Origin of the sequence: Actinokineospora spheciospongiae (assembly GCF_003182415.1) — a bacterium.
Taxonomy (GTDB): Bacteria; Actinomycetota; Actinomycetes; order Mycobacteriales; family Pseudonocardiaceae; genus Actinokineospora; species Actinokineospora spheciospongiae.
In genome coordinates this window covers 794,176-808,025 of the sequence record NZ_QHCP01000002.1, presented here as the reverse complement: position 1 = coordinate 808,025, position 13,850 = coordinate 794,176, and the positions used below count along the sequence as shown (strand labels likewise).

The 13,850-nt window shown below is 72.5% G+C and carries 15 protein-coding genes and 1 tRNA gene; 9 read left to right on the top strand and 7 right to left on the bottom strand.

Going from position 1 to position 13,850, the window contains the following annotated elements:
* Window positions 1–552: 552 nt before the first annotated feature.
* Window positions 553–873: a tyrosine-type recombinase/integrase gene (locus DFQ13_RS07290; protein ID WP_219994311.1), complete on the top strand. Its 321-nt coding sequence runs from the start codon at window positions 553–555 to the stop codon at window positions 871–873.
* Between the two features lie 76 nt (window positions 874–949).
* On the opposite strand, the gene DFQ13_RS07285 is transcribed toward DFQ13_RS07290, so the two are convergent.
* Together DFQ13_RS07285 and DFQ13_RS07280 are read right to left on the bottom strand one after the other, a co-directional pair.
* A tRNA-Pro gene (locus DFQ13_RS07285) sits at window positions 950–1,023 on the bottom strand.
* Window positions 1,024–1,039: 16 nt separating this feature from the next.
* Window positions 1,040–2,005: a metallophosphoesterase gene (locus DFQ13_RS07280; protein WP_035287191.1), complete on the bottom strand. Its 966-nt coding sequence runs from the start codon at window positions 2,003–2,005 to the stop codon at window positions 1,040–1,042.
* Between the two features lie 70 nt (window positions 2,006–2,075).
* Here DFQ13_RS07280 and DFQ13_RS07275 point away from each other — a divergent pair, with 70 nt between their 5' ends.
* Window positions 2,076–2,546: a GatB/YqeY domain-containing protein gene (locus DFQ13_RS07275; protein WP_035287194.1), complete on the top strand. Its 471-nt coding sequence runs from the start codon at window positions 2,076–2,078 to the stop codon at window positions 2,544–2,546.
* Window positions 2,547–3,278: 732 nt separating this feature from the next.
* On the opposite strand, the gene DFQ13_RS07270 is transcribed toward DFQ13_RS07275, so the two are convergent.
* Window positions 3,279–5,783: a penicillin-binding protein gene (locus tag DFQ13_RS07270; RefSeq protein ID WP_181399871.1), complete on the bottom strand. Its 2,505-nt coding sequence runs from the start codon at window positions 5,781–5,783 to the stop codon at window positions 3,279–3,281.
* A 234-nt stretch (window positions 5,784–6,017) separates the two neighbouring features.
* On the opposite strand from DFQ13_RS07270, the gene DFQ13_RS07265 reads away from it, so the two are divergent.
* On the top strand, window positions 6,018–6,332 hold the full coding sequence (locus DFQ13_RS07265; protein WP_035287197.1) for a WhiB family transcriptional regulator: 315 nt from the start codon (window positions 6,018–6,020) through the stop codon (window positions 6,330–6,332).
* A gap of 39 nt (window positions 6,333–6,371) precedes the next feature.
* Here DFQ13_RS07265 and DFQ13_RS07260 read toward each other — a convergent pair whose 3' ends face one another.
* The 3 genes from DFQ13_RS07260 to DFQ13_RS07250 are packed head-to-tail and all read right to left on the bottom strand — an operon-like array spanning window position 6,372 to window position 8,789.
* Complete coding sequence (locus tag DFQ13_RS07260) at window positions 6,372–7,493, bottom strand: ArsA family ATPase (protein WP_035287200.1); 1,122 nt, start codon at window positions 7,491–7,493, stop codon at window positions 6,372–6,374.
* Window positions 7,490–8,494 (bottom strand): ArsA-related P-loop ATPase, encoded by a 1,005-nt coding sequence (locus DFQ13_RS07255; RefSeq protein WP_035287203.1) that lies wholly within the window; start codon window positions 8,492–8,494, stop codon window positions 7,490–7,492. The genes DFQ13_RS07260 and DFQ13_RS07255 overlap by 4 nt, the downstream gene beginning before the upstream one ends.
* 46 nt (window positions 8,495–8,540) lie before the next feature.
* Complete coding sequence (locus DFQ13_RS07250) at window positions 8,541–8,789, bottom strand: hypothetical protein (protein WP_110079241.1); 249 nt, start codon at window positions 8,787–8,789, stop codon at window positions 8,541–8,543.
* Window positions 8,790–8,838: 49 nt separating this feature from the next.
* On the opposite strand from DFQ13_RS07250, the gene DFQ13_RS07245 reads away from it, so the two are divergent.
* From DFQ13_RS07245 to DFQ13_RS07230, 4 genes are read left to right on the top strand one after another with little or no spacing between them, the layout of a single operon-like run.
* Window positions 8,839–8,997, top strand: coding sequence for a DUF4177 domain-containing protein (locus tag DFQ13_RS07245; protein ID WP_110079240.1), 159 nt, complete (start codon window positions 8,839–8,841; stop codon window positions 8,995–8,997).
* A complete protein-coding gene (locus DFQ13_RS07240; protein WP_110079239.1) occupies window positions 8,997–9,452 on the top strand; it encodes a RidA family protein in 456 nt (151 codons plus the stop codon). The genes DFQ13_RS07245 and DFQ13_RS07240 overlap by 1 nt, the downstream gene beginning before the upstream one ends.
* Window positions 9,449–10,060 (top strand): hypothetical protein, encoded by a 612-nt coding sequence (locus DFQ13_RS07235; protein ID WP_035287211.1) that lies wholly within the window; start codon window positions 9,449–9,451, stop codon window positions 10,058–10,060. The genes DFQ13_RS07240 and DFQ13_RS07235 overlap by 4 nt, the downstream gene beginning before the upstream one ends.
* Window positions 10,061–10,091: 31 nt before the next feature.
* On the top strand, window positions 10,092–11,129 hold the full coding sequence (locus DFQ13_RS07230; RefSeq protein WP_110079238.1) for a hypothetical protein: 1,038 nt from the start codon (window positions 10,092–10,094) through the stop codon (window positions 11,127–11,129).
* A gap of 15 nt (window positions 11,130–11,144) precedes the next feature.
* Here DFQ13_RS07230 and DFQ13_RS07225 read toward each other — a convergent pair whose 3' ends face one another.
* Window positions 11,145–12,041 (bottom strand): Gfo/Idh/MocA family protein, encoded by an 897-nt coding sequence (locus DFQ13_RS07225; RefSeq protein ID WP_110079237.1) that lies wholly within the window; start codon window positions 12,039–12,041, stop codon window positions 11,145–11,147.
* A 109-nt stretch (window positions 12,042–12,150) separates the two neighbouring features.
* On the opposite strand from DFQ13_RS07225, the gene DFQ13_RS07220 reads away from it, so the two are divergent.
* Entirely contained in the window at window positions 12,151–13,014 is an 864-nt protein-coding gene (locus tag DFQ13_RS07220; RefSeq protein WP_407643142.1) for an NUDIX hydrolase, read from the top strand.
* Window positions 13,011–13,790 carry an MBL fold metallo-hydrolase gene (locus tag DFQ13_RS07215; protein ID WP_110079235.1) on the top strand — a complete coding sequence of 260 codons (780 nt, stop codon included), beginning with the start codon at window positions 13,011–13,013 and terminating at the stop codon, window positions 13,788–13,790. The genes DFQ13_RS07220 and DFQ13_RS07215 overlap by 4 nt, the downstream gene beginning before the upstream one ends.
* Window positions 13,791–13,850: the final 60 nt, after the last annotated feature.

The window sequence follows — 13,850 nt, the reverse complement described above, 5'->3', positions numbered from 1 at the left end:
CACCGACGAAACCGGCGGCTGAGCGCCCGACCCCTCCTCGCTGCTGGCCTGCCCGCGCGGCGAGCGCATTCTCTGTCGGTAGAGCTGCGCTCCTCGGTCCGCGGTCCTCCGGTTCGTCTCCTGGTTCGGCGGCCTGGTGCTGGTTGTGGCACGCCTCGCCGGACGGGCCCGCGCGGGGACCGGCCGAAGGCCGCATGCCCCGTGCGGGCCCGTCCGGAGATGGCCAGCGTGCCCGCGGGCTGCCCGGAGGGCGGGCCGCCTTGACGTCGCAGAGCTGCGGGTGGTGCGCACCGTGATCGAGGTCAGCGGGCACACCTCGATCAAGCCGTTCCCCAAGAGCATGGCGGGCCGCCGAACCGTGCCGCTGCCGGACTGGGTGGTCACCCTGCTCCGGGCGCACATGGAACGGTACGAGCGCGGACCGGGTGGGCTGATCTTTACCAACGCGGCCGGGGGAGCGCTGCGACGCACCCTGTTCCGGTCCCGGGTGTGGAAGCCCGCTCTCGTGCGCGCCGAACTGCTCGCGACGTCATCCCCCAAGGCGACAAGTTCGTGGGCGTCTGGTCCGACGAACGGGGCGCGCACTCGGAGGTCTTCGCCAAGAGGGAACAGGCCATCGCCTACGTGGCGAAACACCAGGGGGGCGGGCTGCGCTTCCACGACCTCCGACACTCCTACTCGACGTGGCTGGTCGACGACGGGGTGCCGATCAACATGGTCCAGCGGGTGCTCGGGCACGAACGGGCGGAAACCACGCTCCAGCTCTACACCAAGCGCACGGAGAACCCTGACCGCATCCTGCGGGCGCTCAGCTCCGACGTCCCTGATGATGACGAAGACGGCCCGGCCGGTGTGGTGCTGACTCCTCGCTGACTGCCGGGTATCTGGAGACGAAGAAGGCCAGGTCAGAAGCTCTTGTATGGAGTCTCTGACCTGGCCTTCTGTCGTGTCGGGGTGACAGGATTTGAACCTGCGACCTCTTCGTCCCGAACGAAGCGCGCTACCAAGCTGCGCCACACCCCGGTGGAACGAGACAAGCCTACCTGACGCCCGCACCGGGGTTGAAGCGGGCTCCCCTAGTGGCGTCGAGGGCGGGGTTTGCGCTGGTGGTGCGGGGTACGAGGGTCAGCAGGCTGGCTTCGGGCGGGCAGGCGAAGCGGACCGGCGCGTAGGGCGAGGTGCCCAGTCCGGCGGAGACGTGCAGCCAGGTGTGGGCGCCCCAGCGGGAGCTGCCCCGGGCCCGGGACCGGTCGAGCTGGCAGTTGGTGACGATGGCGCCGTAACCGGGGATGCGCAGTTGTCCGCCGTGGGTGTGGCCCGCCAGGACGAGGTCGTAGCCGTCTTCGGCGAAGCGGTCGAGGACGCGCGGTTCCGGGGAGTGGGTGACGCCGAGGCGGAGGGTGGCCTGGCGGTCGGGCTTGCCCGCGATCTCGTCGTAGCGGTCGCGCTTGAGGTGCGGGTCGTCGACCCCGGCGGCGGCGATGGGGCGGCCGTCGACGGTGAACAGGGTGCGGGTGTGGGTGAGGTCGTGCCAGCCGTGTTCGAGCATGGCGGCGCGGAGGTCCCGCCAGGGCAGCGGGATGCCGTGGAAGCGCTTGTCGGAGGGGAACAGGTAGCGCGCGGGGTTCTTCGGCTTGGGCGCGTAGTAGTCGTTGCTGCCGAAGACGAACACCCCGGGCCGGTTGAGCAGCGGGCCGAGCGCGCGCACCACGGCCGGGACGGCCTGCTTGTGCGCGAGGTTGTCCCCGGTGTTGACCACGAGGTCCGGGTTGAGTTCGTCCAGCGCGGCGACCCAGCGCTGCTTCGACTTCTGTCCGGGCATCATGTGCAGGTCGGAGATGTGCAGCACGCGCAGCGGCCGCGCCCCCTCGGCGAGGACGGGCAGCGTGGCCTGGCGCAGCGTCCAGTGCGTGCGCTCGAAGCCCGCGGCGTAGGCGAGGGTGGCGGCACCGACCGCGGTGGTGCCGAGTGCGATCCGGCTGAGGTTCCTGACGACGTCACTCACACCCCAAAGGGTACGGTGCGCCGCCGTCGGCGCCGACAACTCGTTTGGCCTGGCCCGTTACGCTCGTCGCATGGCTGAGCTGAAGAACCGGTTGCAGGCGGACCTGACCGCCGCGATGAAGGGCCGGGAGAAGACCAGGGTCGCGACCCTGCGCATGGCGCTTGCCGCGATCACCACCGCCGAGGTCGCGGGCGACGAGGCCGTGCAGCTCACCGACGACGAGGTGCTCAAGGTCCTCACCCGCGAGGTCAAGAAGCGCAAGGAGGCCTCCACGGCCTTCGCGGGCGCGGGCCGCGCCGAGCAGGCCCAACAGGAACTCGACGAGGCCGCCGTCCTCGACGAGTACCTCCCCAAGCAACTCGACGACGCGGAACTGACCGCCCTGGTGGCCACCGCGGTCGAGGAGGTCACCGCCCAACTCGGCGAGACCCCCGGGCCTCGCCAGATGGGCCAGGTCATGAAGGCCGCCAACGCCAAGGTCGCGGGCCGCGCCGAGGGCGGCCGCGTCGCCGCCGCCGTGAAGGCCCGCCTGACGGGCTGACCACGCACCCGCTCGAGGGGGCCCGGGAAACCTCCCGGGCGCCCTCGCGCTTTTCGGCGAGCCACCACACCCCGCCCGACCCGACCCCACCGCTCCCCTGCACACCGCGGCATCCTCCGACTGCCTCGCCGCCCCGACGAACCACATTTCGGTGCCCACTCCGCCCCGCCGCGCCCCCACCGACCCTGCTCGGCTTCCTCGCAACGACCGGACTCCGCCCAGACAGCCGCAACAGCCCGCCCTGTCAACACAGCCCGGCTCCGCTCGACACCGCCCGACCTGGCGCGGCCCCGCTCGTTCCGATTAGCCTCGCCCGGCTGCCCGGCTGCCCGGCTGCCCGGCTGCCCGGCTGCCCGGCTGCCCGCTCGGCCCGCTGGCTTGGTTCGTGCTCGCGGTTCGGTTGCCTGTCTAGCCGCCCGCTTGGCTTGGCCCGCCCAGCTCTGCTTGCCTGTCCGCTGGCTGGGCCCACCCGCCCGGCTCGGCCCCCGACTCAGGCCGCCGCTCGTTGGCTCGGTCCGGTCTGGCGCAGCTTGGTTTGTCGGGCTGGTTCGCTCGACTCGGGGTGACGTGGTCCCACCCGCCTCGTGCGGTTCGGTCCGGCTTGCCCCGTTCGGTTTGGGGTGTCCGGTCCGGCTCGGCCTGCCTGGTCCGGCTCTGCTCGGTGCGGCCTGCCTGGAATGGCTGTGGGCCCCGCACCCACCGGGGTACGGGGCCCACACGTACTGCTTGGACCTAGGGAGCGGGTGCCCCGTTGCCGGGGTTGCCCGTGTTGCCGTTGCCGGGGTCACCACCGCCCTGGCCGGGGTCGCCGTTGCCGGGTGGGGGAGTGCCTGCTCCGCCGCCGGGGTCGGTGCCGGGGGGTGGGGTGGTGGGGCTGGATGGGGATTCGGAGGTTTGGGGCGGGGGGACGTAGCCGGTGCTGACCTGGATGGTGATGGTTTCCCCGGTCAGTGCGGCGCCGCGGGGGGACTGGCTGACGACGGTGCCCTTGGTGGCGGCGTCGGGGCGTTCCTTGGCGACGACCTGGTAGCCGGCCTGCTGCAGGATCTGGGTGGCCTCGTCCTTGCTCTTGCCGATGACGTCCGGCACTCGGATCTCCGGGCCGCCGTCGAGGTAGCGCGGGTCGGTCGGGGGCAGCGGGAGGGCGGGCTGGCCCTCCAGGAGCGGGGTCATCGTCTGGAACCAGGTGCGGGCGGGCACCTTGCCGCCGTAGATGTTGCCGCCGGTGCCGCAGAGGCGGGGTGGGTCGGTGTCGCAGATGCCCTGGGGTTTGGGGCTGTCGTTGAAGGTCAGGACCGCCGCGGCGTACTGCGGGGTGGCGCCGAGGAAGCCCGCCGACTTGTACTCCTGGGTGGTGCCGGTCTTGCCCATCATCGGGCGCGCCCACTTCGAGGCCTGGGCCGCGGCGCGGGAGGTGCCTTCGATGTCGTCCTTGCTCAAGCCGGTGACCAGGGTGTTCGCTAGCGGTTCGGCGACCGCCTGCTCGCACGGCGCCTCGTTGACCTCGATCTTCTTGCCGTTGCGGTCGCGCACCTCCAGCAGCGGGGTCGGCGGGCACCACACGCCGCCGCTCATCAGCGTCGCACCGACGTTGGCCAGTTCCAGGGTGCTCACCGGGCCGGGGCCGAGGGTGAACGACGCCTTGCCCGCGTTGTTGCCCATCGGCTTGAAGAACTCGGACTGGCTGAACCGGTACTCGGGGGCGGAGGCCGCCGGGTCCGGGTCCACGCCGCCCATGCTGGAGGCCATCGTGGTGCGCAGGCCGAGCCTGCTGGCCATGTCCACGATGGGGGCCATGCCGACCCGCTCCTCGAGGATGACGAACCCGGTGTTCGGGGAGGTCGCCAGGGCGGTCTGCAACGTCATCCTGGACGGCGGGTTGCCCGTGTTGGAGACGCAGTACTTCTTCGTGCCGTCCACGCCGCCCGGCGGGCACTTTGAGCCGCCGCCGCTGAACACGTTGGAGGTGTAGGAGGCGGGCACGTCGATGATGTTGTTGATGCCGCCGCCCTTCTCCAGGTAGGCGGCGGAGGTGAAGATCTTGTAGATCGAGCCCGCGCCGAACTTGTTCGCCACCCGGCTGGGCAGGCCGTAGGTCGTCTGCCCGTTGTTGGCGTCGAGGCCGTAGTCGCGGTTGGCGACCAGTGCGACGACCTGGTGGCGCTCCTTGCCCGGCTGGATGATCGCCATGGTGTTGGCGATGCCCGGCTGGGTCTTGGGGACCTCGTTCATCGCCGCCTGCTTGGCCAACTGGGTGGCGCGGGCGTCGAAGCTGGTCTTGATGGTGTAGCCGCCGGTCTTGATCTGGTCCTCGGAGAAGCCGAGGCGCTCGAGGTACTCGAAGACGTACTGGCAGAAGAAGCCGTACTCCGGGCCCGCGCCGACGCAGTTCGCGGCGGGCTTGCGGGGGGTGGGCAGGGTGCCGAGCGGCTCTTCCTTCGCCGCCTCGGCCACCTCCGGGGTGACCTTCTGGTTCTCCAGCATCTTGTCGATCACGACGTTGCGCCGCTGCAGCGTCTCCGCGGGCTTGCGCCACGGGTTGTAGAGCACGGGGTTGTTCACCGCGCCCGCGAGCAGCGCCGCCTGGGCGACGGTCAGCTTGTCCGCGGTGGTGCCGAAGTAGGCGCTGGCCGCCGCGCCGACGCCGTAGACCTCGTAGGCGAACTCGACGACGTTGAGGTAGCCGGCGAGGATGTCCTCCTTGCTCATCTTCTGCTCGAGCTGGATGGCGATCCGCGCCTCGCGCAGCTTGCGCGCGATGGTCTGTTCCTGGGCCTTGGACTGCTCGGTCTTGTTGTCCCGGTTGACCACGTTGATCAGGTAGTTCTTGACGTACTGCTGGGTCAGCGTGGACGCGCCCTGGGTGTCGCCGCCGCTCTGGTTGGAGATGGCGGCGCGGATGGTGCCCTTCCAGTCCACCCCGTGGTGCTCGTAGAACCGGCGGTCCTCCACCGAGACCAGCGCGGCCTTCATGGTGGGGGAGATCTGCTCGGACGAGACCGGGATGCGGTACTGGTCGTAGAGCGAGGCGATCGGGGTGCCCGCGCTGTCGGTGATCGTGGTGATCAGCGGCGGCGGGGTGGCGACCAGGTCGGCCGAGACGCTGTCGATGGTGTCGCTGGCCCGGTTCGACGCCACCCCCACGGCCCCGACCAGCGGAAACAGCATGCCCGCGACGAGCACCCCCGCCAGCAGGCACAGTCCGAGCATCTTCAGCAGGCTGTCTCCCACACGCACGTGACCCAGGGTACGCGTCACCCGGTCGGTCCACCCGGAGCCGCCTGCTAAAGCATTGACATTCTGTAACGGCTGGGTCTCTGGAGGTTCTCGATGGAACCGTCACGCACTAGAGTCCGTCAACGTCTCACGACAGCGCTGATCAGCCTCGTCGCTCCCGCGGCAGGTCGGTCGGCACCCGATACCGGGGGGTATCGGTCCAGGGTCGCTGACGACGACAGGGGTGGGGGACACATGTATCTCGAGAACCAGCAGCAGGCGGACTGGCGGGTGCGCGCGACGTGCCGCGACGAGGACCCGGACGGGCTGTTCGTCCGCGGCGCCGAGCAGCGCAAGGCGAAGCTCGTCTGCATCGCGTGCCCGGTGCGCACCGAGTGCCTGGCCGAAGCACTGGACAACCGGATCGAGTTCGGTGTCTGGGGCGGGATGACCGAACGCGAGCGACGCGCCCTGCTGCGCAGGCGCCCCGACGTCGACAACTGGCGCGAACTGCTCGACGACGCCCGCCGCAGGCACAGCTTCGACGACGAGGAAGTCCGCGTCGGCTGAGGTCGGCCACCCGGCCCCGACCCGCCCGCGCCGGGCGGGTCAGGCCCCGGTCAGCCGCTCCCCGATGCGGCGCAGCCCGTCGACGTCGTGCACGTCCGCGGCCATCGCGGGCACGTGCACCAGCGGCACACCGGGGTGCGCCTTGGTGAACCGGTTGACCAGCCTGCGCTCCCGCTGCGCCTGGGCGACCCGGTCGGCGTGCAGGCGCAGGACGGCCGCGGCCAGCGGTGCCTCCCCGGCGGCGTCCAGGTTGTCCGCCGCGGTGAGCGCCTTGGCCGCGGGCAGCTTGGCCAACACCGGGTGGGTCCGGTTGACGACCAGCCCGGACAGCGGCATGGACTCCGCCTCCAGCCGCTCGACGAAGTAGCTGGCCTCGCGCAGCGCGTCCGGTTCCGGCGCGGCCACCACCACGAACGCGGTGCCGGTGGAGCGCAGCAGCTCGTAGGTCTTGCGCGCCCGCTCGCGGAACCCGCCGAACATGCCGTCGAAGGCCTGCACGAACGCCGACGCGTCGGCGAGCAGTTGCCCGCCGACGATGGTCGACACGGCCTTGGCGAACAACCCGAACCCGGCGCTGACCACCTTGCGGATGCCCCAGCCACCGGCCTTCACCGGCCCGGTGAGCAGCTTGATCATCCGTCCGTCGAGCGCGGTGGAGAGCCGCTGCGGCGCGTCCAGGAAGTCCAGCGCCGACCGCGACGGCGGGGTGTCGACGATGATCAGGTCCCAGGTGCCCTCGGCGGCGAGCTGGCCGAGCTTCTCCATCGCCATGTACTCCTGGGTGCCGGAGAACGACGAGGAGATGGTCTTGTAGAACGGGTTCGACAGCACCTCCTCGGCGCGCTTCTCACCCGCGTGCGCCAGCACCATGTCGTCGAACGTGCGGCGCATGTCCAGCATCATCGCGCTCAGCTCGCCGGTCGGGGCGAAGCCGTCGACCGACACCTGCTTCGGGGTGTTGCCCAGCTCCTCCAGGCCCAGCGCCTGCGCCAGCCTGCGCGCCGGGTCGATGGTCAGCACCACCGTCTTGCGGCCCCGCTCGGCCGCGCGCACCCCGATCGACGCGGCGGTCGTGGTCTTGCCCACCCCGCCGGACCCGCAGCACACGATGACCCGCGTCCCCGGGTCGTCGATCAGCGTGTCGACGTTGAGCCCGCTCATCGCACCCCCTGCTCGACCAGGGCCTCGGCCAGCTCGTAGAGCGCCCCGGTGTCCACCCCGTCGACCAGTTCGGCCAGCTCCACCGCGGGCAGGTCGACCTCCGCGAGCCGTTCTCTGGCCCGCTGCTCGGCCTGCACCCGCACCGCGTGCTCCACCGTCTCCTCGACCAGGCCGTCGAGGTCGTCGGCCGACAGCGCCAACCCGGCCGAGGTCAGCCCCTCGCGCACCCGGCCCGCGTCGACCCGGCCGTCGGCGGCGGCGGTCACCGAGTGCGCGGGCAGCCGCGGCGGGCGCACCCGGTTCAGGATGATCGCGCCGGGCCGCAGGTCCGCCCCGTCGAGCTCGCCGACCGCCTCCATCGTCTCGCGCACCGGCATCTCCTCCAGCAGCGTCACCAGGTGCACCGCGGTGTCGCCGGAGTGCAGCAGCCGGACCACGCCGTCGCTCTGCCCCTTGATCGGCCCGACCTTGGCCAGGTCGGCCATGGCCTTGGTCACGTCGAGGAACTTGACGATCCGGCCGGTCGGCGGGGCGTCGACGACCACCGCGTCGTAGGTGTGCCGACCGGACTCGTCGGTGCGCGTCACGCACTCCTTGACCTTGCCGGTGAGCAGCACGTCCCGCAGGCCCGGCGCCAGCGTGGTGGCGAACTCGATCGCCCCCATCTTGCGCAGCGTGCGGCCCGCGAAGCCCAGGTTGTAGAACATCGACAGGTACTCCAGCAGCGCCGCCTCGACGTCGACGTGCAGCGCGCGCACCTCCCCGCCACCGGGGGCCGAGGCCACCTTCTCCTCGGAGTAGGGCAGCGGCTGGGTGTCGAAGAGCTGGGCGATGCCCTGCCTGCCCTCCACCTCGACCAGCAGGACGCGCCTGCCGCCGGTGGCCAGGGCCAGCGCGAGGGCGCCCGCGACGGTGCTCTTGCCGGTGCCGCCCTTGCCGGTCACCACGTGCAGTCGGGCGCGGGCGATCTGCTCGGTCCAGCCGACGACGGGGGTGGTCACCGTTTCAGCCTAAATGCCCGGAGGCCCCCACCGCTGTCCGACCGTCCTAACCGACCAGCAACAGCACCGACACCGCGGCGCCTACCACCAGGACCGCGCCCCACGCCACCGGTTGCGGGAGGGCGGTGAGCACCAGCAGGCACAGCAGCGCCAGCAGGGCCACCGACACCGCCCCGGCCACCGCCACGCTGCTGCCCCGGCCGGTCCGGTCGCGCACCTTGGCCATCGCCACCAGCACCAACACCAGCCCCGCCGCGACGAGCAGGGCGGTCGCGAACAGTCGCCACGACTCCATGAACGCCACCGTACCGAGACGTGACACCAACGTGATCTAGGCTGCGGGCATGACGAAGTGGGAGTACGCGACCGTGCCACTGCTGATCCACGCGACCAAGCAGATCCTGGACAACTGGGGTCAGGACGGCTGGGAGCTGGTCACGGTCCTGCCCGGCCCCACCGGTGAGCAGCTGGTCGCGTACTTCAAGCGGCCCAAGGGGGCGTGATGTCCTGGCGCGCCAAGCTCGCCGAACTGGGCGTCGAACTGCCCCCGGTGGCACCTCCCGCGGGTTCCTACGTCCCGGCGGTGCGCACCGGCTCGCTGGTGTTCACCGCGGGCCAGATCCCGCTGGTCGACGGAGCGGTCGCGGCGATCGGCAAGGTCGGCGCCGAGGTCAGCCCCGAGGAGGCCCAGCGGCTGGCCCGGATCTGCGCCCTCAACGCCCTGGCCGCGGTCGACGACCTGGTGGGCATCGACGAGGTGGTCCGGGTGGTCAGGATCGTCGGTTTCGTCGCCTCCGCGGAGGGCTTCACCGGCCAGCCCGCGGTGGTCAACGGTGCCTCCGACCTGTTCACCGAGGTGTTCGGTGAGCAGGGCAGGCACGCCCGGTCGGCGGTCGGTGTGGCCGAACTGCCGCTCGGTGTCCCGGTCGAGGTCGAACTGGTGGTGGAGGTCCGATGAGCACGGCAACCCAGACCGCCGAGTGCCACGAGCTGCTGCTGCGGCTCGCGGGCAGGCTCGGCGACCGGCAGCTTTGGCGCTGCCGCGACTGGCTCGCCTCCGGCGCGGTCGACGCGGTGGCCAGGGTGCTGCCGCTGACCCTGCTGCGCGAACGGGTGGCGATCACACCGGAGGAATCGCGCCTGGTCGGAGCGGTGCTGCTGCCCGCCGGGGCCGACGCGGAGCGGCTCAACGCCATCCCGTGGGTGGACGAAATCTCCGAAACCGACTACACCTTTTCCGCGGAGTCCACTGATCGGGTGAGCGCTGGTGACTCCGACGCGGTTGTGCTCGGGGCGATCCTCCGCGGCAGGCCCGAGGTCGTGGAGGCGCGCTCGAGCTGGCGCCACGACCGGACCTCCGGTTCCACCGCCCGGGTGGTCCTGGTCACCACGACCGGTGACGCCGCCCGCCTGACCGGGGAGCTGCAGCGGGTGCTGCGGGCCCTGGGCACCGCGGAACCGGTGGTGGAGGTGCTGCCGAGGGCCTTCGAGCCCACGGGGTACCACCGGGCGGCGTTGGCGGCCTCCGAGCCGCTGGTCGCCGAAGGACACCTGGTTCCGAGCTAGTCGCCTGGACTGATGTGGGAGGGGTTCGATCGTGACGCAGATCGCCAGTGGCAAGGGTGCCGCCTGGCCGGGGGTTGCCCTCCCGGTCCGGGTGCACGACCTGCTGCTCGGACTCGCGGGCAGGCTCGATGACGACGCGCTCGCCGACGCCAGGGAACTGCTGGCCTCGGCCGAGGTCGACCGGTCGCTCGACCTGGTCGCGGGCTGCCTGGCCGCGGGGCCGATCGCGGTCAGCCGGGCCGAGCACGACGAACTGCAGGAGCTCTTCCTCGCCGCGCACGCCGACCCGGCCGTCGTCGAGCGGCTGACCATCGCCGAGCCGGACCTGGTCACCCGGCACCGCTTCGCCACCGGCTCGGTGGCGGGCGTCAGCCCCGAGGACGGCGTCGCCGAGGCGGCCAACCGGGTCCTCGACGTGCTGCCTGACATCCGCGCGGTGTGGGCGGTCTGGCGGCTCACCCCCGCCGGACCGGCCACCGGCCCGGTGCCGCACCGGGTGGTGCTCGTCGGGGTCGGCCAGCAGGGCTCCGCGCCCGCCACGGCCTACCGGGTGGAGCACGCCCTGCGCCGCGCGGGCATCACCGCCTCGGTCGAGGTGCTGCGCGACGGCGCCGAGCCCACCGACTACCACCGGACGGCGATGCGCTACGCCAACGAGGTCGGTGCCGCCCGCACCAACGTGGTCGCCGCCCCGGCAGGGTCGGAGCAGGCGCCCCGGGCGGAGCGCCGTGAACCCGAGCTGACCGCGCCGACCCTCCCGTCGCCGCCGTCGATCACCCCGCCGAAGATCTCCTCGGCGCCGGACCCGGAGCCCACCCCGTGGAGCACCGAGGAGCCCAAGGCCGAGGCGAAGTCGGCCGCGGCGGCCACGGACGAGTCGCTCAACGACCAGGAACTCGACCTGCTGCGCCAGCTCCAGGAGGAACTGGCCCGCCGCGAGCAGACCGACCCGGCCCAGCCTGCCGCCTGGCAGGGCGACCTGGGCACCAGCACCCCGTTCGACTGGTCCGAGGCGAACAGCTCGACCATGGTCAACGGCATCCCGTTGCAGCCGCCGGACAACCGCTGACCCGGCACCACCCCGTCAACGACCCTCGACGACCCGCAGCACGGCGTCGAGGGTCTGTTGCACCCGCACCCCCCGGTGCACGTCGAGCGGGTGCTCGGTCCGCCCGTCGCGCACCAGGGCGGTGAAGTCGTCCAGCAGCGCCGAGTAGCACTCCGCCGCGGGCGTCGCCCGCCCCGGCAGCTCCAGGTACCCGGCGTCGCCGTAGACCGCCACGTCGGTGACGGTCGGGCGCATCGGCAGCCGCATCGAGAGGCTGGCGGTGCTGCTCGCCCCGCCCTCGTGCCGCAGCACCAGGTGCCACAGGTCGGGGTCGGTGCGGTGCGCCGACAGCACCTCGACGACCGGTCCGAGCGCCGCGTCGAGCAGGTCGAGCAGGTGCGGCCCGACGTCGGCCAGGGCGCCGCCGTCCTGCCGCCAGGCCGACTCCGAGTACGCCCCGCCCAGCAGCGCGCCGGACAGCCAGCGCGCGCTGGCACCGGCCCACGCGCCGCCCGCCCGCACCTGCTCCAGCCATGCCCTGGTCTCCGGCGCGAACCGCCGGACGAACACGACCAGTGACGCCACCCCGGCCGCGTCCACCGCGTGCGCGACCGCCTTGGCCGATTGCAGGGAGTCCGCCACCGGCTTCTCCAGCAGGACGTGCCTGCCCGCCTCGGCCGCGCGGATCGCCAGCTCGCCCTGCACCGCGGGCGGCACCGCGAACGCCACCGCGTCCACCCCGCTGATCAGCTCGTCCACGTCCCCGACCGCGGTGGCGCCCAGTGCGCCCGCCAGCTCGGCCGCCGCCTCCGGTCGCCTCGCCCACACCCCCGCCAGCTCGGTGCCGGGGTGCGCGGCGAGCCCCGGCCCGTGCACGGCCCGGGCCCACGGACCCGCCCCGACCAGTCCCACTCGCAGCACGTCGTCGCTCATGCCGGTCATCCTCCGTGACCGCTGTCCACGAGCGACACCCGGCCATGACCTGGTTCGCACCAGGGGGTGCGCGGCGGTCCGGCCGGGTTAGGGTCGAGGGGTGCCCGAACTGCCCGAGGAACTCGTCCTGCCCGCCGGTTCCGTACCGGACGAGGTGCCGGACCCGCCCGCCGTGCCCAGGGACGCCGCGACCGTGATGCTGGTGCGCGACACCGACGGGCCGATCGAGGTGTTCCTGCTGCGCCGGGTCGTGGGGATGGCCTTCGCCGGGGGGATGACGGTGTTCCCCGGCGGTGGTGTGGACGAGCGGGACCTGGACGCCTCCGTGGCCTGGCACGGGCCGGACGCCGCGTGGTGGGCCGAGCGGTTCGGGTGTTCGGAGTCGCTGGCGCGGGCCCTGGTCTGCGCGGCGGTGCGGGAGACGTTCGAGGAGTCGGGGGTGCTGCTCGCGGGCCCCGACGCCGGGAGCGTCGTCTCGGACACGACCCCGTACCACGCGGCCCGGCAGGAGTTGGTGGACAAGGAGTACTCGTTCGCCTCGTTCCTGGCGGCGCACGGCCTGGTGCTGCGGGCGGACCTGTTGCGGCCGTGGGCGAACTGGGTGACCCCGGCGGAGGAACCGCGGCGGTACGACACCAGGTTCTTCCTCGCCGCGATGCCGGAGGGGCAACTCGCCGACGGCGCCACGACCGAGGCCGACGACGCCGGGTGGCAGCGGCCCGCCGAGGCGATCGAGGACTGGAAGCGCGGGGCGCGCGGGTTGATGCCGCCCACCTGGGTGGCGTTGGCCGAGCTGGATTCCTGCGCCGGTGTCGCCGCGGCGATGGCGACCCCGCGGACCGTCGAGAAGATCATCCCGAAGGTGGTCCGGGACGGCACCGCGCTGCGGGTCGTGCTCCCCGGGGACACCGGGTACGGGGGCGCGGTGAACCACCTCGACGCGCGCCGGGACGACAGGCTGGAGCCCCGGTGAGCCACCCGGCGTACGGGGTTCCGCGGTCGGTCACGCCGTTCGCTTCCGTGGTGCTGGAGGACAACCCCGGACCGATGACCCTGGACGGGACCAACACCTGGCTGCTGCGGGCGCCGGGCGCCCCCGGGTGCGTCGTGGTGGACCCGGGGGAGGAGGACGTCCCCCACCTGGAGCGCGTGCTCGCCGCCGCGGGTCCGGTCGAGGCGGTCCTGATCACGCACCACCACGGGGACCACGTGGGCGGGGCGGAGTGGTTGGCGCGGCGGGCCGACGCGCCGGTGCGGGCCTTCGACCCCGCGCTGTGCCGGGGGGCGGGGCCGTTGCGGGACGGTGAGGTGCTGGCGCACGCGGGGTTGTCCCTCGAGGTGCTGCACACCCCCGGGCACACCGGGGACTCGGTGTGCTTCGCGCTGGAGCACGACGGGGTGTCGGCGGTGGTGACCGGGGACACGGTGCTGGGGCGCGGCACCACCGTGATCATCCCGCCGGACGGGAAGCTGGGCGAGTACCTGGATTCGTTGCGGGAGTTGGCCGGGCGCAGCGGGTGGGTGCTGCCGGGGCACGGGCCGGAGTTGGCGGACCTCGCCGCGGTCGCCGGGCAGTACCTGGCGCACCGGGAGGGGCGGTTGGAGCAGATCCGGGCCGCCCTGGGGGTCCTGGGTGCGGGGGCTTCGGCTCGGGAGGTGGTGGAGGTCGTCTACGCGGATGTCGACCGGGGGTTGTGGCCCGCTGCTGAGCTGTCGGTGATGGCCCAGTTGGAGTACCTGCGGGGGTAGTCCCCGGGACCGTGGCTGCCCGGGTCGAGTGCTCTCGGCCCGGTGCGGGGGTGGCGGATC